The sequence below is a fragment of the Streptomyces sp. NPDC004610 genome (assembly GCF_040609715.1).
Taxonomy (GTDB): domain Bacteria; phylum Actinomycetota; class Actinomycetes; order Streptomycetales; family Streptomycetaceae; genus Streptomyces.
This window is the reverse complement of sequence record NZ_JBEXLA010000014.1, coordinates 171,316-188,862: the sequence shown is the minus strand read 5'-3', so window position 1 is coordinate 188,862 and position 17,547 is coordinate 171,316. Positions and strand designations below refer to the sequence as shown.

Genomic DNA, 17,547 nt, shown 5'->3' with positions numbered 1-17,547 from the left:
GGAGTCCCATGCGTCCCGTGTCGCGTCCCGTGTCGCGCAGAGCTGTCGTCATCGGTGCCGGACTGGCGGGCATGCTGGCCGCGGCGGCCCTGGCCGGCGTGGTGGACGAGGTGGTGGTCCTGGAGCGCGACGAACTGCCGCCGGGACCGGAGCACCGCCGGGGCCTGCCGCAGGGCCGCCACGCCCATCTGCTGATGGCCGGGGGCCTCGCCGCGATGGAGGAACTGGTGCCCGGCGGGCGGCTGCGCAAGGATCTGCTGGCCGCGGGCGCCCATGAGATATCGCTGGGCAGAGGCATGGTGGTGCTCTCCCCGGAGGGCTGGCTCAGACGCTGGCGGCACTCCGGGCCGCACATCATCACCTGCACCCGGGCGCTGCTGGACTGGACGGTGCGCCAGGCCGTCCTGGACACCGCCCCGGTGGAGATCCGGACCGCCCGGGTGGAGGGCCTGCTCGGCGACGCGGACCGGGTGCGCGGGGTGCGGCTGTCCACGCCGGACGGCGGGAGCGACGACCTCGCCGCGGACTTCGTGGTCGACGCGAGCGGACGCGGCTCCCGGATGCTGCACTGGCTGGAACTGTTCGGGATCTCCGGTGTCCCGGAGCGGACCGTGGACGCCGGTCTGGTGAACGCCACCCGGATCTACCGCACCCCGCCCGGCGCCGGGGACTTCCCGCTGACGATGGTGCAGTCCGACCCGTACGCGGGCCGTCCCGGGCGCAGTGCGATGGTGCTGCCGATCGAGGGCGACCGCTGGATGGTGAGCCTGGCCGGTACCCGGGGCGGCGAACCGCCCGCCGACCCCGAGGGCTTCCTCCGCTACACCCTGGAGCTGCCCGACCCGATCGTCGGCCGGCTGATCTCGGGCGCCGAGCCGCTCACCCCGATCCAGGTCGGGCACAGCACCAGCAATGTCCGGCGCCAGCTGGAGAGGGCCCGGCGCTGGCCGGAGGGGTTCGTGGTGCTCGGCGACGCGGTCGCCACCTTCAACCCGGCGTACGGGCAGGGCATGTCGGTCGCCGCGTTCGGCGCCCAGGTGCTCGCCCAGGAGATGCGGCAGGGGGGTCCGGCGGCACCGGGGCTGGCCCGCAGGGTGCAGCGGGGGGTGGCCGGGACGGTCGACTCGGCCTGGACGATGGCCGTCAGCCAGGACGTCTGGTACCCGGGCGCAGACGGCGGCGGCCCCACCCTCGCCGACCGCGTCGCCGCCCGCTACTCGCGCCGGCTCACCGCCGCCGCGACCGGCTCCTACCCGGCGGCCTCGGCCCTGATGGCGGTCACCAGCATGACGGCGGGCCCGAACCGGCTGTTCCACCCGGGCGCGGCCCTCGCCGCCGCCCTCGGCGCCCCCCTCCCCCCGCTGACGGGCCCCCCGCTGACCGCGCGGGAGCGCACGGTGCTGCGGGAACTGGACCGCACCGGGGTCGGCGCCTGACGGCGGCTCAGCCGCCGAACGCCGGCTGCGGCAGCCCCTGTCCCGCCCCCTCCACCACCAGCACCGAGCCGGACAGCGGGGTCGGGCGGGCTAGGCCGGTACGGGCGGTGGTGATGTAGAGGTCCCGCAGCCCAGGGCCGCCGAAGGCGCAGGACGTGACGCGGGGCGCGGGGAGTTCCAGAACCCGGTCCAGGACCCCGTCCGGCGTGTAGCGGTGGACCGCGCCGCCGTCCCAGAGGGCCACCCAGACACAGCCGTCGGCATCGACCGCCAGCCCGTCCGGGTGGCCGTCGCCGACGGTGGTGAGGGTCCGCCTGTCGCGCAGCCTCCCCGCCCCCTCGTGGTCGAAGACATCGACGCGGCGGGTGGCGGTGTCGATGTAGTACAGCAGCGTGCCGTCCGGGCTCCAGCCGATGCCGTTGCCGACCGTGACGTCCGGGAGGACGACCTCGGCGGTGCCGTCGGGGGTGTGGCGGGTGAGGGTGGCGCCGCCCGGGGTCTCGTCGTAGCACATGGTGCCCGCCCACAGGGAGCCGTCGGGGGCCACGGCGGCGTCGTTGGCGCGGCGGCCCGGGACGGGTTCGTGGTGCAGCCAGGTGAAGGTGGCATCGGGGTCGAGGAGGGCGACGCCGTCGCGGAGACTGAGGACCAGTCCGCCGCCCGCGCGCGGTTTGGCGGCGCCCACGTGCTGGCCGGTGGTGCGGACGGTGCGGTGCCCGGTCGCCGGGTCGTAGGTGTGCACCCGGCAGCCGAGGATGTCCACCCAGATCAGCCGTGCCGCGTCCACGTCCCAGGTGGCCCCCTCACCGAGCAGGGCCTCGGAGGCGACGGCGATGTCGTAGCGCGTGCTCATGGGTCCCCCGGGGCGATGACCGGGCCGGGCGGCTCGGGTCACCGATGATCATACGGCGGCGGCGCAACACCCTCAGGGGCGCTGGGGGTACCCCCTCTGGGGGAGGAACTGCGCGAACAGCCCCCACCGACCCGCACCCGCCCGACTACCCCGCCTCCCCCAACCGCCCGCGCAACCGCTGAGCCCGAAGCACCAGCTCCAACTCGAACCGACGATCCGGATCGTCGATCTCATCCCCCCACAGCTCACGAATCTGCCGCAACCGATACCGGACCGTCTGCGGATGCACGCCCAGCTTCCCCGCCACCTCCGGCGCCCCGCCCCGCGTCTCCAGCCACGCGAGCAGCGTCTCCGCGAGCCGCCGCCCATGGGTGGGCCCGCAGTGCACCAGCGGTGCCAGACACCGCACGGCGAGATCGTCGATCAGTTCCTCGGGCTGGAGCAGCACCAGCGCCTCGGTGTGCTCGGTGCAGAACAGCATCTCCCCGGCCGGCAGCAGCCCCCGTTCCATCAGCTTCACCGCCGCCTCGGCCCAGCGCAGCGACTTCGCCGCGTCGGCCAGCGCCACCGGCGGTCCGATCGCGCCCGCCCAGCCGCCGAGCGCGCGTTGCAGCAGTTCGGAACGGCCGGCGGCGGTCGGCTCGGGCACCACCATGCGGGGCTGCTCGTACTCCATGTCCAGCAGGACGCCCTGCGGGACGGCGGGGGCGACCGCCTCGCGGGCCGGGCGCAGCAGCACCCCGACGGCGACCTTGCGGGGCAGCGGCCAGCCGATCCGGGCGGCGCGCTCGCCGAGGGCCTCGGCGGGATCGCCCCGGTGGCGTTCGGCGAGGAGCAGTTCCATGAGCCGCCGCTGAAGGCGCAGGCGTTCCCCGGCCTGGCGGGCGGCGGCCTCGGCGTAGCCGCGTACCGACTGGTCGACCAGGCCGTCCAGATACTCGTAGCCCGCGTCGACGAGTTCGTACATCGCCGGGGGCGGGATCTCCACGCGCTGGCCGATGTCGGCGAAGCGGCGCCAGGCGAGGCGGACGCCCATGCGGTAGATGGCCTGGAGGGAGTCCAGGCTGCGCCCGCCGTAGCCCTCGCCGCGGCCGAAGTCGTGGAAGACGTCGGGCGGTACGGTCGGGCGGCCACCGGAGCGGTCCAGGTGCTGGACGAACACCTCGATGGCCCGGCGGATGCCGACCAGGGCCATGGGCTCGCCGTTCTCGTCCATGACGACGGGCAGCTGCGGGTACTCGCGGCGGATCTCCCGCATGATCTCCTCGGCCAGGCCGGGGGCCTCGGCCAGCGCGATCGAGGCGAACCGGCGCACCTGGAAGCGCGGCACGTCGTGCCAGGCGGAGCGGGCGGAGAGGGCCGGGGCCGGGTGGGTGGTCACGGCTCAGCTCCCCTGACCGGCCTGCTCATAGGTGATCAGCGGGGTGTTCGGCTGCTCGGGCGTGGCGTCGAGCAGCGCGACGACGCCGAACGCGGCGGCCACGGCGAGCGCGGCTCCGGCCACGACGGTGAGTGCGGCGGCGGTCAGTCTGGACATCGCAGGGTCAGCCTCTCTGGTGAATGAGGTCGTCCCACCCCTGCCTGTCGGGTCAGTGTTGATGCGTGTGCACGTGCCGTCAAGGGGCGGTTCCTCCCGACGCTCATGAAATGACGTGACGTCAGCTCCCTCAGGGCCCGAAATTGTCATCCCGGTGAGTAGCCGTACGGATCGGGTGAGCGAAAACTGTGCCACCCCACCCCCGCACAATCCGTCCACAGGCCACTCCCAGAAAGCGCGTCCCGCAATCGTCCGGCCCGGTCCTCCGGCCCTGCCTTCCGTTCCGTTTTCCCATCGCGTCCCCCCGTCCCTGTCTTCCGTCCCTGTCTTCCGTCCCTGTCTTCCGTCCCGTCTTCCGTTCCCGACTTCCGGCCGTGTCCTCCGGCCGCCCGCTGTCTCCCCCACCGAGTTCCGCACCCTGAGACGAGTTGGAGCTCCTATGCCCCAGCACGTGCCGTCCTCGCTGCGTGCCACGCTCCCCCGGCCGCAGCACCCCGCGGCGCTGCCGCCGGTACCGCGCCGCATCACCTTCCTCGCCCATCGCGACCTGGGCAATCCGGCCGCCGGCGGCTCCGAGCTGCTGGTCGACCGGCTGGCCGACGGGCTGACCCGCCTCGGCCACCAGGTGACCCTGGTCTGCGGCGGCCCCGCCGCCTTCCGTGACTACCGGGTCGTGTCGGCGGGCGGCGCCTACGCCCACTATCTGCGGGCCCGGTCCGTCTTCGCCCGTCAGGTCGGCGAGACCGATCTGCTGGTGGAGGTGTGCAACGGCATGCCCTATCTGGCCCCGCTGTGGCATCGCGGGCCGACGATGTGCCTGGTCAACCATGTCCACAGCGAACTGTGGGGCATGCGGTTCGGCGGGCCCCTGGCCCCGGCCGCGCGGCTGGGCCGACGGCTGGAGCAGTGGGCGCTGAGCGGGCGGCGGCAGCAGCGGAGTCTGCTGGTCGCCGTCTCCCCGTCCACCGCGCAGGCGCTGGGCGCGCTCGGGGTGGCCCCGGACCGGATCCGGGTGGTGCACAACGGCGTCGAGGAACCCGGCCCCGTCACCGGGCGCTCGCCGGAGCCGCTGTTCGTGGCCGTCGGGCGGCTGGTCGAGTACAAGCGGATCGATCTGCTGCTGCGGCTGTGGGAGCGGGTCCGCCCGGTCACCGGCGGGCGGCTGCTGATCGTCGGCGACGGGCCGGAACGGGAGCGGCTGGAGCGGCTCGCCGGACCGGATGTCACCTTCACCGGGCATGTCTCCGAGGCCGAGAAGCACCGGCTGCTGTGCGCGGCGTGGCTGCTGCTGCACCCCTCCGCGGTGGAGGGGTGGGGGCTGGTGGTGACGGAGGCGGCGGCGCGGGGGACGCCTACGGTCGCGTTCGATGTGCCGGGGCTTCGTGACTCCGTCGTGGACGGGGAGACGGGGGTGCTGGTGCGGGGGGAGTCCTCTTTCGCGGCGGCGTGGTGTTCTCTCGCGCTGTCCGCTCCGCGGCGGGGGGCGATGGGGGAGACGGCGTTGGGTCATGCGGCGGGGTTTCGGTGGGAACGCACTGTTCGGCGGTTTCGCGCTGTGGCGTGTGAGGCGTTCGGGGCGGGGACGGGCGGCTATGCGTCTGCGGGGTGACGGTGGGGCCCGGGTGCGGGTGCGTCGTGGCTTGTCGCGCCCACGCGGCGGAGCCGCAAATGTCAGGGACCCGCGCCCCTTTAGGCATGTTGCAGCCGACGCCAGTTTCAAGGATCCCTCCTTCTCCCGGTCCGTTGCCCTCTTCAGGGCGTTCATGCGGGAGCAGGTCGAGCCCGAGGTCTGTTACTCGTTGCTCGCTCGGGATGCCGTGGATCAGGTCGAGCGGTATCACGGGGGGCTCGACGGGCAGGTCGTCGTGGATGTCGGTGGGGGGAGCGGGTACTTCACCGAGGAGTTCCGGCGGCGGGGCGCGGAGGCGTTTCTGTTCGAGCCCGATGCCGGGGAGCTGGGGGACCGGCCGCCGGCCGGGGCCGTCGTCGCCGATGGGTATCTGCTGCCGCTCGGCGACGGGGTCGCGGATGTCACGTTCACCTCGAACGTGCTGGAGCATGTCGCCGATCCGCAGACGTTTCTCAGCGAGCTGGCCCGGGTGACCCGGCCCGGCGGGCTCGTCTATGTGTCGTTCACCAACTGGCTGTCCCCCTGGGGCGGTCACGAGTGGGCGCCCTGGCACTACCTCGGTGCCGAGCGGGCCCGCGCGCGGTACCGGCGGCGCACCGGAAGAGCCGCCAAGCACACCCTCGGCGAGAACCTGTTCGCCGTGCACATCGGTACCACCCTGCGGCAGGTGCGCGCCCGGGACGATCTCACGGTCGTCGCGGCGCGCTCCCGCTACTGGCCCTTCCTCACGGAGTGGATCGTCAAGGTCCCCGGTCTCCGTGAGTTCGCCACTTGGAATCTCCTTCTCATTCTCCGGCGGTGTCCACCATGACGACCACGGTCCAGGCTCCTCCCCCGGCAGCCGTGCCCACCACAGCGATCCACGCGGTCCCTCCCGAGGGCCCGCGCTCGCGGCGCTGGCTGCTCGGATTCTGGGCCGTGGCACTGGTGCTGTTCCTGGCGGTGAAGCCGGGGCGGCAGACCTTCGACACCAAGCTCGGGGTGACGGTCGACCCGGTGCGGTTCCTGTCCGATCTGGGCCAGTTGTGGCATGACCGGGCCGGGTTCGGCGGTATCCAGGACCAGTACGTCGGCTATCTCTGGCCGATGCTGCCGTTCCACGGGCTGGCGCGGGCCGTGCAGCTGCCGGTGTGGCTGGCGGAGCGGCTGTGGATGTCGCTGATCGTCGCCGTGGCGTTCTGGGGCGCGCTCAGGCTGGCCGAGCGGCTGGGGATCGGGAACGGCACCTCGCGGCTGCTCGGGGCGGTGGCGTACGCGCTGTGGCCGGTGTTCACCGTGGTCATCGGGTCGACGTCGGCCGCCGCGCTGCCCGGGGCGTTTCTGCCGTGGGTGCTGCTGCCGCTGGCCGACGAGCGCTACAGCGCCCGGGTCGCGGCGCTGCGGTCGGTGCTGGTCATCCCGTTCATGGGCGGGGTGAACGCGGCCTCGACGCTGGCCTCGCTGCTGCCGGTCGGGCTGTATCTGCTGACCCGGCCGCCGGGCCCCCGGCAGCGCAAGCTGATCGCCTGGTGGCTGCCCGGCATGATCGTGGCGACGGCCTGGTGGTGGATCCCGCTGCTGCTGCTCGGGGTGTACGGGGAGAACTTCCTGCCGTACATCGAGAACGCGCAGACCACGACCGACACCATGGCGGCCACCGAGGCGCTGCGCGGCGCCGGGAACTGGGTGGCGTATCTGCACTTCGGTGAGGCGTGGCTGCCAGCCGGGTGGACCGTGGTGTCCGCGGTGCTGGTGATCGTGTGCTCGGCGCTGGCGGCCGGGCTGGGCCTCGCCGGGCTCGCGCGGCGGGATCTGCCGGAGCGGCGCTGGCTGGTGCTGACGGTGCTGGTGTGCGCGCTGGTGCTGCTCGCCGGGTACGGCGGCGCGTTCGGGGCGCCCTTCCACGGGACCGTGCAGGACTGGCTGGACGGCTGGCTGGCGCCGTTCCGCAACATCTACAAGTTCCAGACGGGGCCGGCGCTGGCGCTGACGCTGGGTCTGGCGCATCTGGTGGCGGTGGCCGCCGAGCCGCGCGGGGCGCGTGCGGTGCGCGGGCGCCGGTTCGTGCCGCTGGTCGCGGCGGTGCTGGTGCTGCCGGGGCTGGTGTGGCCGTATCTCAACGGGTCGATCCTGAACGCGGGGTCGTTCCAGGAGATCCCGGAGTACTGGCGGACCACGGCGAAGGAGCTGGAGAAGCTGTCGCCGGACGCGCGGGCGCTGGTCGTCCCGGCGACCGCGCACGGCGTCTACACCTGGGGCTCGACCGTCGATCAGCCGCTGGACGTGGTCGCCGAGTCCCGCTGGGGCCAGCGCGACTATGTGCCGTTCGGGCAGGCGGGCAACCGGCGCGCGATGGACGCGGTGGAGCAGGCGCTCCAGACCGGGGTGGAGGTGCCGGGCCTCGCCGACTTCCTCAGCCGGGCCGGGGTCCACTACGTCGTCGTCCGCAACGATCTCGACCCCGATCAGGTCGGCTACACGCCGACCACCACCGTGAAGCGGACGCTGGAGCAGTCCGGGTACGAGCGGGTCGCCGGGTACGGGCCGGTGGTGACCGCCGGGCGGATCGCCGAGGGCACCCCGATCCAGGTGGAGGGGCTGTACGGGCGGCAGCGGGCGGTGGAGATCTACCGGCCGTCCGGCACCGAGGTGCCGCGTCCCAGGCAGGCGGGCATCACCCCGGCCGCGGACACCGCGACGGTGTCGGGCGGGCCGGAGGCGCTGCTGCCGGTGGCCGCCGAGCTGCGGGGCCGGGCGAGTGTGCTGACCGGGGACGGTCATCCGGGGCTCGACTCACCGCCGTTGCAGCTCACCGGGGACGGGATGCGGCGGGCGGACACCCGGTTCGGCCTGGTCAGCGCCCACACCTCGTACACGTACACCCGCGATGAGCGCAACGCGCCCGAGGCGCTCCAGGACGCCGGGGACGCGCCGCACCAGATCCTGCCGCTGACCGGGACCGACCATCAGACGGTGGCCGAGCTGCGCGGGGCGGAGTCGGTGACGGCGTCCTCGTACGGGAGCTGGTTCTTCCATCTGCCGCAGTTCGACCCGGTGAACGCCTTCGACGGGAACCCGGACACCGCGTGGACCGAGGGCGCGGCGGACTCGCCGGACGGCGAGTGGCTGCGGATCGGGTTCACCGGGGAGTACGACATGCCGGGCTCGTTCCGGGTGACGCCGCTGCCGCAGGAGAGTGTGCGCTCGGCGCCGACCCGGGTGCGGGTGGAGACCGAGCGGGGCGAGCGGACCAGCTATCTCCAGCCCAATGGGGCCGTCCAGTCGGTGAAGGCGCCCGAGGGGGCGACCGGCTGGATGAAGCTGACGATCCTCGACTCGGTGGAGCGCAGGCCCGGACTGCTGGGCGCGGGCTTCTCCGAGATCACCCTGCCGGACATCGCCGTGACCCGGATCCTGAACCTCCCGGCGGACGCGGAGGGCAACGGGGCGGCCAATGAGGTCATCTCGCTGCACCGGACCGCCGACCCGGCCGGGATGTCCCCGACGGGCACCGAGGCGGGCCTGCACCGCTCCTTCACCACCGACGCGCCGGGCACCTACGGCATCGAGGCGAGCGCGGTCGCCGTCCCGGGCGAGGAGCTCGACAAGCTGCTCTACGAGATCGCCCCCGACCAGGCGCGCCGGATCACCGCGACCGCCGCGTCCACCGCCCGCCTCGGCACCGGGCTGTCCGCCCGCAATCTCACCGACGGCGATCTGACCACCGCCTGGATCGCCGGGGACGACCCGACCGTCCGGCTGGAGTGGGGCGCCATGGAGGCCGTCGACGAACTGGTGCTGGCCGGGGCGGGCGGGCTCACCACCCGGCCCACCGAGGTCAGCATCAGCTCCCCGCACGGCGCGACGGTCGCCGCCGTGGACGAGAACGGCTGGGTCCGCTTCCCCGCGATCACCACCGACCGCCTCGACATCACCGTCACCGAGACCGCCCCGATCACCGTCCACAACCCCCTGGTGGACGAGGATCTGCGGCTCCCGGTCGGGCTGACCGAGGCGTACATCCCGGCGCTGGACGCGCTGCGCACCCCGCAGCCCGGCCCCGAGCGCACCTTCGAGCTGCCCTGCGGTTCGGGTCCCGACGTGGCCGTCTCCGGCACCCTGTACGAGACCTCCGTCTCGGGCCGGGTCGCCGACCTCACCGAGCGGCGGCGGCTGGCGCTGTCGTTCTGCGGCACCGACGAGGACCGGCTCGAACTGTCCGCGGGCGAGCACCGGGTGGAGTCCGGTGACGCGGGCGCGCTGCTGCTCACCGATGTCACCCTCACCCGGGGCACGGTGGCCGCGCCGGTCGCCACCGACCGCGCGCTGGAGGTCCGGGACTGGCTCGGCGACCAGCGCGAACTGACCGTCGGTTCGGGCGACGCCTCGTATGTGACGACGTACGAGAACTTCAACGACGGCTGGAACGCCACCCTCAACGGGCGGGAGCTGACCCCGGTCCGGCTCGACGGCTGGCAGCAGGGCTGGCTGGTCCCGGCCGGCGAGGGCGGCACCCTGAAGCTCTCCTACGGCCCGGCCACCACCTACGACGCCGCTCTGATCGGCAGCGGGGCGGGGCTGGCCGCGCTGATCGGGCTGGCGCTGTGGCGGCGCCGCGAGCCCAACCCGGACGCGGCCCAGCCGGTCCCGCCGCTGCCCGGCCCCTGGCTCGGCACGGTGGCGCTGACGCTGGTCGGCGTGGTCATCGCGGGCTGGTTCGCGCTGCTGGTCCCGGCGCTGGCGGTGCTGGCCCGGTGGCGGCACGCCCTGCTGGTGCCGATCGCCTTCGGCTCGCTCGCGCTGGCCGGGATCGTGGCCGCGACCGGCGCCGGACGGCCGGTGGGCGACGCGGACGGCGCGTTCGGACCGGTGGCCCAGCTCCTCGCCCTGATCGGGCTGTTCGCGGCGCTGGTGAGCGTGGGGGAGCGGCGGGGGCGGCGGCGGGCGCGGACGGGGGCGGGTGCGGGTGCGGGGGACGATGCTCCTACAGCGCCGCTGCCGGTGACGCCTCCGGGGTCCGCTCCGGTCACGGGTCCTGGGACCGCTCCGGCCACGGGTCCTGGGACCGCTCCGGGTCCGGTGAGCACTCCGGGTCCGATGACCGCTCCGGGTCCGGGCGCGGAGGGCCGTCCGTGACGATGACGACGACCACGATCCCCTTCCCCGTCGTGGACGAGGTCTCCCGGCACTGCCATCAGCAGGCGGAGCCGGAGACCGTCCACATCGAGGTCCATCTCCCCGGCCCGGTCGACCCGCCCCGGCTGCGGAAGGCGTTCACCGAGGCCCTGGGGCGCCATCCCCGCATCCTGATGCGGGAGGCGGCGGGGCCCTGGTACCGGCGCCGGTACACCTGGGAGCTGACGGCGGAACCGGACGTCGAGGCGGTGCGCTTCTCGGGGCCGGACGGCCGGGCGTTGGCCACGGCCCGGCGGCGGTCCCTGGACGAGACCCCGCCCCTGACCGCGTCCCCGCCGGTCCGGCTGGAGGCGGTGGACCGCGCGGCCGACGGCACCGCCCTCGTCCTCACCGTCAACCACACCGCCCTGGACGGCCCCGCCTGTCTGCGGATCCTCGCCACCGCGGCGGAGCTGTACGGCGGCACGGACAACTCCCCCGCCGCTCCCCCCGTCCGCCCCGGGCAGCCCCCGCGGTCCGCCCCCGGCGCCCCCGGCACCTGGTCCCGCCCCGCCCGGGTCGCCCCCGGCACCCCCGCCACCACCGTCCCCGGCAACGACCTCACCCTCACCGAACTCGCCCTCCCCCACCGTCCCGAGGGCGCCCCCTACACCGTCAACGACCAGCTGATGGTGGCCACCGCCCGCACCCTCGCCCACTGGAACCGCGACCACGGCGTCCCGCCCCGCCCCCTGCGCATCACCATGCCCGTGGACGACCGCCCCCGGGACCTCACCATGCCCATCGGCAACGGCACCCGACTGGTCGAGGTCTCCTTCACCCCGGACGAACTCGGCACCGGCGACACCCCCGCCCTGCTCCACCGCACCGCCCTGCGCACCCGCGCCCTCAAGGCAGTCCAGCGCCCCCAGCTCGGCCATGGTGCCGCCCTGCTGACGGCGCCGGTCGTGCCGGTCGTCTGGCGGGGCGGTGTGACCCGGGCGCTGCGCAGGGCCGCCGCGCCCTGGACGTCCACCACCCTGCTCAGCAACATCGGCCGGATCCCGTACCCGCTGGACTTCGGCGGGGAGGCGGGCCGGGCGCGGGCGGTGTGGTTCTCGGCCCCGGCGCGGCTGCCGCGCGGACTGACCGTCACCACGGCGTCCACCGGGGGCCGGCTGCATCTGGCGCTGCGCTGGTCCCGGACCCTGCTCGGCCCGGACGACGGCGCCCGCCTCCTCGACCTGTTCGCACAGCACCTCCACACGACGGAGGCCACCGCCCCATGACCGCACCCCCGTCACCCCCGTCCGTCGCCCCGCCGCCCGGTCTGCGGGACTTCTACGAGAACCCGGCCGTCCCCGTGGCCTCCGGCACGCCCCGCGCGCTGCGGCAGGCGCGGGTGCTGGCGGCGGCGCTGGCCGGGACGCCGGGCGCGACCGTCCTCGACATCGGCTGCGGCGACGGCACCTCCGCCGCGACCGCCGCCCCGCTGCTGCGCGGCCACCGGATCGTCGGGGTCGACTGGTCGCAGGACGCCCTGGCCCGCGCCCGCACCCGGCTGCCGTCCGTGGTCCGGGGGGAACTCACCGGCGGCGGGCTGCCGTTGCGCACCGGCTGCGCGGACGCGGTGCTGTTCAGCGAGGTGATCGAGCATCTGGTCGACCCGGACGCGGCGCTGGACGAGATCCGGCGGGTGCTGCGGCCCGGCGGCCATCTGATGCTGTCCACCCCGAATCTGGCCGCCTGGTACAACCGGGGGCTGCTGCTGGCCGGGGTGCAGCCGGTGTTCTCCGAGGTGAGCCTCCGCGCGATCCACGGGCGCCCCGGCTCGGAGGTGGTGGGCCATCTGCGGCTGTACACGGCCCGCGCGCTGCGCGCCTTCGTGGCCGCGTCGGGCTTCGAGGTGGTCCGGCTGTCGGGGGCGCCCTTCCACGGGGTGCCCCGGGCGCTGCGTCCGCTGGACCGGCTGGCGTGCGCGCGTCCGGCGCTGGCGTCGATCCTGCTGCTGCACGCCCGGCGGACGTAGGGGGCCGGGCGGTGTGGTGGGGAGTGGGCGCGGCGCTGCTGGCGAATGTGCTCTACAGCACCGGTTTCGTGCTGGAGAAGCGGGCGCTGGGGTCGCTGCCCGAGGTGAGTGTGCGGCGCCCGGCGCGGCTGCTGCGGCTGGTGCTGGGCAGTCCGCTGTGGATCGCGGGGTCGCTGGCGCTGGCGGCGGGTTTCGGGGCCCAGTTGCTGGTGTACCGGACGCTGCCGATCGCCGCCGCGCAGGGGTTGTTCGTGTCGGGGCTGGTGCTGCTGGTGCTGCTGTCGTCGCGGCTGCTGGGCGAGGAGACCAGCGGGCGGGAGCGGTACGCGCTGGCGGCGATCCTGCTGGCGCTGCTGATGGTGGTGCTGTCGCTGGACGAGGGCGCCGACACGGTCGGCGAGGGCGCCCCCTATCCGCTGGTGCTGCTGGTGTGCCTGCCGACGCTGGCGGCCGGGGTGTGGCTGTACCGGTCGGCCGAGCGCGGCGCCCGCCACCGGCACCGGCTGCCCACCACCGGCGTGGAGTACGGGGTGGCGGTCGGGCTGCTGTACGGGGTCAGCTCGCTGGCCATCAAGGGCGTCTCCGGCCGGCTGACGACCGACGGCGGCCTCGGCGGCGCCCTGACCGCCGTACTGCGCTCCCCCTACCCCTATCTTCTCCTCTTCACCGGCGCGTTCGGGCTGGTGCTGTCGCAGGCGGCGCTCCAGCGGTGCCGGGCCTCGCTGATCGTGCCGGTGTGCACGACGGTGACCTGTCTGTTCACGGCGGTGCTGGGCACGCTGTCGTTCGGTGAGGCGCTGCCCTCGGATCCGCTGCGGCTGGGGCTGCGGATCGCCGGGACCGCGCTGGCGGTCACCGTGCTGCTGGCCATGCCCAGACACGACACCGCACCCCCCTCTCCCATCGGCGCCAAGGAGCTGACCCCGCCATGAAGCCGGACGACCCCCTGCTGAGGATCCTCGCCTGCCCGCTGGACAAGGAGCCGCTGCACCTGCTGCCACCCACCGGGGAGACCGGCGACGAGGACGGGGCCCTCTACAACCCCCGGCTGCGCCGCCGCTATCCGATCGTGGACGGCGTCCCGCATCTGCTGCCGTCCTCCGGGGAGCAGATCCCCGAGGACGAGCACGCGGACCTGCTGAAGCGGATGACTCCATGACGGCGGCGGCGGGCGGCGGTGACCCCGGGTCGCCGACGGTGGCCTCCCGGGTGGCCGCTCTCCTGCCCGAGCGGCTGGTGGCGGCGACCGCCCGTGCCGTCTACCCCCGGTTCGAACCGGAGCTGACCCGGCTGGCCGAGCTGTGCCCGGACGGCTGCGGTACGGCGGTGGATGTCGGCGGCTGGTACGGGCCCTGGACCTGGCGGCTGAGCGCGCGGGCCCGGCGGGTGGTGACCGTGGAGCCGGTGCCGAGGCTGGCCCGGCTGCTGACCGCGACCGCCCCGCCCAATGTCCGGGTGATCCAGGCCGCCGCCGCGGACCACCCCGGTACGGCCCGGCTGTGGCTGCCCGCCGGGGACAGCGGGGCGCGCGGGCTGTCCTCGCTGGTCCGGCGGGAGGTGCACGGGCACGCGGTGCCGGTGCGCTGTGTGGCGCTGGACGGTCTGGGGCTGCGGGACGTCGGGTTCATGAAGATCGACGTCGACGGCAGCGAACTGGCCGTGCTGCGCGGCGCGACGGGGCTGCTCACCCGGGACCGTCCGGCGCTTCTGGTGGAACTGGAGTCCCGGATCCAGCCGGTGGGGCCGGTGGTGGCGTATCTGCGGATGCTGGGCTACGAGGGCTGGGTGCTGCCCGGGGAGCGCTGGGTGCCGCTTTCCGGGTTCCCGCTGGAGTCCCATCAGGCCGGTACCGGGCATCTGGCGTCGGTGGGGCTGGTCCGGCGGGTGCTGCCGCCCCGGCGGCGCCGCTATGTGAACTCGGTGCTGTTTCTCCCCAAGGACCGGCGGCCGGAGAGCGGACGGGGCGACCGGGTGCGCCACGATGGACTGTATGTCCTCGGATTCCACACCCGGCGCTGACAGCCGTTTCACCCCGCTCGATCTCGCCCTGGTGCTGCTGCGGCGCATGGCGGACCACAACCCGGACCTGGTGGAGGACGCCCGGCGGGCGCTGGGCGTCCCGCCCGCCGGGATGCGGGAGGCGAACAAGCGCTGGCAGGCGATGGTCCGTTCGCCGCGCTCGCGCCCGGCGGCGAGCCGCTACCGCTCGGTCCTCGGCACCCCGGAGTCGGTGACCGCCCGCCGGATCGGCGATCTGGACTGCGCGGCCTGGCAGTGGCCGCTGCCGCTCTGGCCGGATCTGCGGTTCGAGGTGCTGGTGGGCCCGGACCGGGCGGTCTGGAACGAGTGGCTGGTCCGCGCCCCCGACGCCCCCGCCCCGCCGCTGCGGACCCTGGCCGACCTCACGCCCTGGTCCTGCACGGTGGACGAGGCCGCCCGCGCCTTCGCCCCGGCCCGCCCCCTCCAGGGCACCGCCCCCACCCGCTGGGGCCTGTCCTTCACGGCACCGGACGGGGCGGGGGTACGGCGGGAGGTGGTCGCGGAGTTCACCTGGGGCCTGCTGCAACGGACCACGGTGACGAGCTGAGCCGCGGTCCGCGCCGGGTCACTCCACCCCGAGACCGTGGGCGAGGGCGCTGGTCCAGGCGTCGACGGCCCGCCGGGTGGCCCGGATCGTCGGGGCGAAGACATCGAACATGTGCGGGACGCCGGGCACGAGATGCAGCTCGACCAGGTTCCCGGCGGTGCTGAGCCGGGAGGCGAAGGCGAGCGCCTCGTCGCGGACCGGGTCGACGCCGTTGACGAGGAGGTAGGTCGGCGGCAGTCCGCGCAGTTCGGTGGCGCGGGCCGGGACGGCGTACCCGGTGGCGGGGTCGGTGTCCTGGAGGTAGAGCCGCCAGCCGTCCTCGGCGCCCTTGCGGTTGTAGAGCTTCGGGTCGGTGACCGTGCGGGCGGAGTCGGTCTCCAGCCGGTCGTCCAGCACCGGGTAGCCGAGGTAGAGGAAGGCGAGCGCGGGGCCGGAGCGGTCGCGGGCGGCGAGGGCGACCCCGGCGGCGAGGGCGGCTCCGGCGGAGTGCCCGCCGAGCGCGATCCGCGCCGGGTCGACCTTGAGGCTCGCGGCCTGCTCGGCGACCCAGACCAGCGCGGCGTAGCAGTCGTCGAACCCGGCCGGGTAGGGGTTCTCGGGGGCGAGCCGGTAGTCGGGCGCGACGACGGTGATACCGAGGTCGGCGCTGAGCCTGCGGCAGGTCCCGTCCTCGGCGTTGGGCCCCCCGAGGGCGAACCCGCCGCCGTGGAACCAGAGCGCCACGGGACGCGGGCCCTCGGCGGGGGCCAGCGGGGTGTAGATCCGCACGGTCACGGTGACCCCGGCGGCCGTGACGGTCCGGTCCTCGACCTGCACGCGGTCATCCGGCTTCCCGTCCCCGCTGGCGGGCGCGAGGGCCGCGCGGGAGGCGGGGATGTCGGCGAACGCGTCGAGTTCGGGCAGCACCTCGTAGACGGGGCGGAATTCGGCATCGAGGGTCACGGGCTCGCTCCTTCTGCTCTCTTGGTCACTGCACAATAACGCGATTCTTGTGCAGCGACCAATAACGGGGCGGACCGGGACGGCCGACGCGGTGCGGTGCCCGTTCGGGCACCCCTAACCCCGCCCCGCCGCCTCCACCACCGCCCCCGCCACCTTCCCCACCGACTCCGGATGCAGATCCAGGAAGAGATGGGGTTCGACCAGTTCCAGTTCCATCAGCTGCGGGCGGCCGTCCTCGCCGTCCACCAGGTCGACCCGGGCGTAGAGCAGCCCGGAGGCGCCGGGCACGGCGGCGAGGGCCTGTTCGGCGACGGCGGTCTCCGCGCGGGTCGGCTGCCAGGGCCGGACCCCCGGGTGGGCCGTCTTACGGGCGTCGTACGGGGTGCCCGGGGACAGGACCGGGCCCTTGCGGATCGCGTGGATCAGCCGTCCCCCGAAGAACTGGAGGGCCCGCTCGCCCGAGGTGTCGATGGCACGGACGTACGGCTGGATCATCGCGGTGAAGCCCTCGGCGTGCATCCGCTCCACCTGCCGTACGGCGGTGTCGTGCTCGTCGGGGGTGTAGCGGGCGGCGAAGCGGGCGCCCGCGCCCGAGGTGGGCTTGACCACGTACTCCTCGCCGGACGGGAGCACCGGCGGCTCACCCGGGGCCGCGTAGACGGTCCGGACCGTGGGGACGCCCGCCGCCGCCAGGTCGCCCAGATAGCGCTTGTCGGCGTTCCAGCGCACGATCGGCGCCGGGTTGGCCAGCCGGGTGAGGGCGGCGCAGCGGTCGGCCCAGGCGAGGAACTCCCCGGCCCGCCAGCTGTAGTCCCAGGTGGAGCGGATCACCGCGAGGTCGTGGGACGCCCAGTCGGCGCCCGGGTCGTCCCACCGCACCGCCTCCGCGTCGGCGCCCGCCGCCCGGACCGCCGCCAGCAGCGCCGGCAGATCGGGATCGGCGTGGACCTCGGGGCCGGGGGTGCTGGTGACGAGGGCGATGCGGGGCTTCACGGTTCCTCCGGGACGGATCATCGGGACTGCGGGCAGGCTAACAACGGCGACGTGGCCGCGCCTCGAATCCCTCTGCTTCGGACATGACTTCGAGCTGCTCTTCGCGTTCCACAAGACCTCGACGGGAGGGCGGACACGGGGCGCGGTCCTCTCGGACGGCTCGCTGTTCGCGCTCTCGACGCCGGCGCCGGCGCCGCTGGAGGTGGAGATCGACCATGACGACCGCGTACTCGCGCCTCTCGGCCTCACCGGCTGAACGCGGCTGAACGGCCGCGTGACATTTCGGCTCCAAGGTGCGGGCACAGAGCGCCCGAAGGAGTGGCCGAAACCGGCCGGAGAACCCCGTTCGGGCAGGACGACTGCCCTTCCGTACTGAGGTTTTCAGCCACATATTTCGCCATGGCCCTGCGAAGCCTACGTTTCCGCTGACGATCCGTCGCCCCTCG

The 17,547-nt window shown here is 74.3% G+C and carries 16 protein-coding genes; 11 read left to right on the top strand and 5 right to left on the bottom strand.

What is annotated here, in order from left to right; genetic code table 11:
- Positions 1-29: 29 nt before the first annotated feature.
- Entirely contained in the window at positions 30-1,436 is a 1,407-nt protein-coding gene (locus tag ABZX40_RS18290; RefSeq protein WP_355732132.1) for an FAD-dependent monooxygenase, read from the top strand.
- A 7-nt stretch (positions 1,437-1,443) separates the two neighbouring features.
- Here the strand turns inward: ABZX40_RS18290 and ABZX40_RS18285 are convergent, their stop codons facing one another.
- From ABZX40_RS18285 to ABZX40_RS18275, 3 genes are all read right to left on the bottom strand, one after another.
- The gene (locus ABZX40_RS18285) at positions 1,444-2,289 is read right to left on the bottom strand and encodes an SMP-30/gluconolactonase/LRE family protein (protein ID WP_355731856.1); all 846 of its coding nucleotides are present in this window, start codon (positions 2,287-2,289) and stop codon (positions 1,444-1,446) included.
- Positions 2,290-2,434: 145 nt separating this feature from the next.
- Entirely contained in the window at positions 2,435-3,670 is a 1,236-nt protein-coding gene (locus tag ABZX40_RS18280) for a helix-turn-helix domain-containing protein (RefSeq protein ID WP_355731854.1), read from the bottom strand.
- Between the two features lie 3 nt (positions 3,671-3,673).
- The gene (locus tag ABZX40_RS18275; RefSeq protein ID WP_355731852.1) at positions 3,674-3,826 is read right to left on the bottom strand and encodes a DUF2613 family protein; all 153 of its coding nucleotides are present in this window, start codon (positions 3,824-3,826) and stop codon (positions 3,674-3,676) included.
- Positions 3,827-4,265: 439 nt separating this feature from the next.
- Here ABZX40_RS18275 and ABZX40_RS18270 point away from each other — a divergent pair, with 439 nt between their 5' ends.
- The 9 genes from ABZX40_RS18270 to ABZX40_RS18230 all read left to right on the top strand — a co-directional run bounded on the left by ABZX40_RS18270 (position 4,266) and on the right by ABZX40_RS18230 (position 15,166).
- A complete protein-coding gene (locus tag ABZX40_RS18270) occupies positions 4,266-5,435 on the top strand; it encodes a glycosyltransferase family 4 protein (protein WP_355731850.1) in 1,170 nt (389 codons plus the stop codon).
- 154 nt (positions 5,436-5,589) lie between these two features.
- Positions 5,590-6,267, top strand: coding sequence for a class I SAM-dependent methyltransferase (locus tag ABZX40_RS18265; RefSeq protein ID WP_355731848.1), 678 nt, complete (start codon positions 5,590-5,592; stop codon positions 6,265-6,267).
- On the top strand, positions 6,264-10,571 hold the full coding sequence (locus ABZX40_RS18260) for a DUF3367 domain-containing protein (RefSeq protein ID WP_355731846.1): 4,308 nt from the start codon (positions 6,264-6,266) through the stop codon (positions 10,569-10,571). The genes ABZX40_RS18265 and ABZX40_RS18260 overlap by 4 nt, the downstream gene beginning before the upstream one ends.
- A gap of 2 nt (positions 10,572-10,573) precedes the next feature.
- Positions 10,574-11,839 (top strand): condensation protein, encoded by a 1,266-nt coding sequence (locus tag ABZX40_RS18255; protein ID WP_355732130.1) that lies wholly within the window; start codon positions 10,574-10,576, stop codon positions 11,837-11,839.
- On the top strand, positions 11,836-12,579 hold the full coding sequence (locus ABZX40_RS18250) for a class I SAM-dependent methyltransferase (RefSeq protein WP_355731844.1): 744 nt from the start codon (positions 11,836-11,838) through the stop codon (positions 12,577-12,579). Before ABZX40_RS18255 ends, ABZX40_RS18250 begins: the two co-directional genes overlap by 4 nt.
- A 23-nt stretch (positions 12,580-12,602) precedes the next feature.
- Positions 12,603-13,511: a hypothetical protein gene (locus ABZX40_RS18245; RefSeq protein WP_355732128.1), complete on the top strand. Its 909-nt coding sequence runs from the start codon at positions 12,603-12,605 to the stop codon at positions 13,509-13,511.
- Positions 13,508-13,738 (top strand): Trm112 family protein, encoded by a 231-nt coding sequence (locus tag ABZX40_RS18240; RefSeq protein ID WP_355731842.1) that lies wholly within the window; start codon positions 13,508-13,510, stop codon positions 13,736-13,738. The genes ABZX40_RS18245 and ABZX40_RS18240 overlap by 4 nt, the downstream gene beginning before the upstream one ends.
- On the top strand, positions 13,735-14,598 hold the full coding sequence (locus ABZX40_RS18235) for an FkbM family methyltransferase (RefSeq protein WP_355731840.1): 864 nt from the start codon (positions 13,735-13,737) through the stop codon (positions 14,596-14,598). The genes ABZX40_RS18240 and ABZX40_RS18235 overlap by 4 nt, the downstream gene beginning before the upstream one ends.
- The gene (locus ABZX40_RS18230) at positions 14,570-15,166 is read left to right on the top strand and encodes a hypothetical protein (protein ID WP_355731838.1); all 597 of its coding nucleotides are present in this window, start codon (positions 14,570-14,572) and stop codon (positions 15,164-15,166) included. The genes ABZX40_RS18235 and ABZX40_RS18230 overlap by 29 nt, the downstream gene beginning before the upstream one ends.
- Positions 15,167-15,184: 18 nt before the next feature.
- Here the strand turns inward: ABZX40_RS18230 and ABZX40_RS18225 are convergent, their stop codons facing one another.
- Positions 15,185-16,108 (bottom strand): alpha/beta hydrolase, encoded by a 924-nt coding sequence (locus ABZX40_RS18225; protein WP_355731836.1) that lies wholly within the window; start codon positions 16,106-16,108, stop codon positions 15,185-15,187.
- A gap of 114 nt (positions 16,109-16,222) precedes the next feature.
- Positions 16,223-17,101, bottom strand: coding sequence for a hypothetical protein (locus ABZX40_RS18220; protein WP_355731834.1), 879 nt, complete (start codon positions 17,099-17,101; stop codon positions 16,223-16,225).
- Here ABZX40_RS18220 and ABZX40_RS18215 point away from each other — a divergent pair.
- Positions 17,088-17,357 carry a hypothetical protein gene (locus ABZX40_RS18215; protein WP_355731832.1) on the top strand — a complete coding sequence of 90 codons (270 nt, stop codon included), beginning with the start codon at positions 17,088-17,090 and terminating at the stop codon, positions 17,355-17,357. The genes ABZX40_RS18220 and ABZX40_RS18215 overlap by 14 nt on opposite strands.
- Positions 17,358-17,547: the final 190 nt, after the last annotated feature.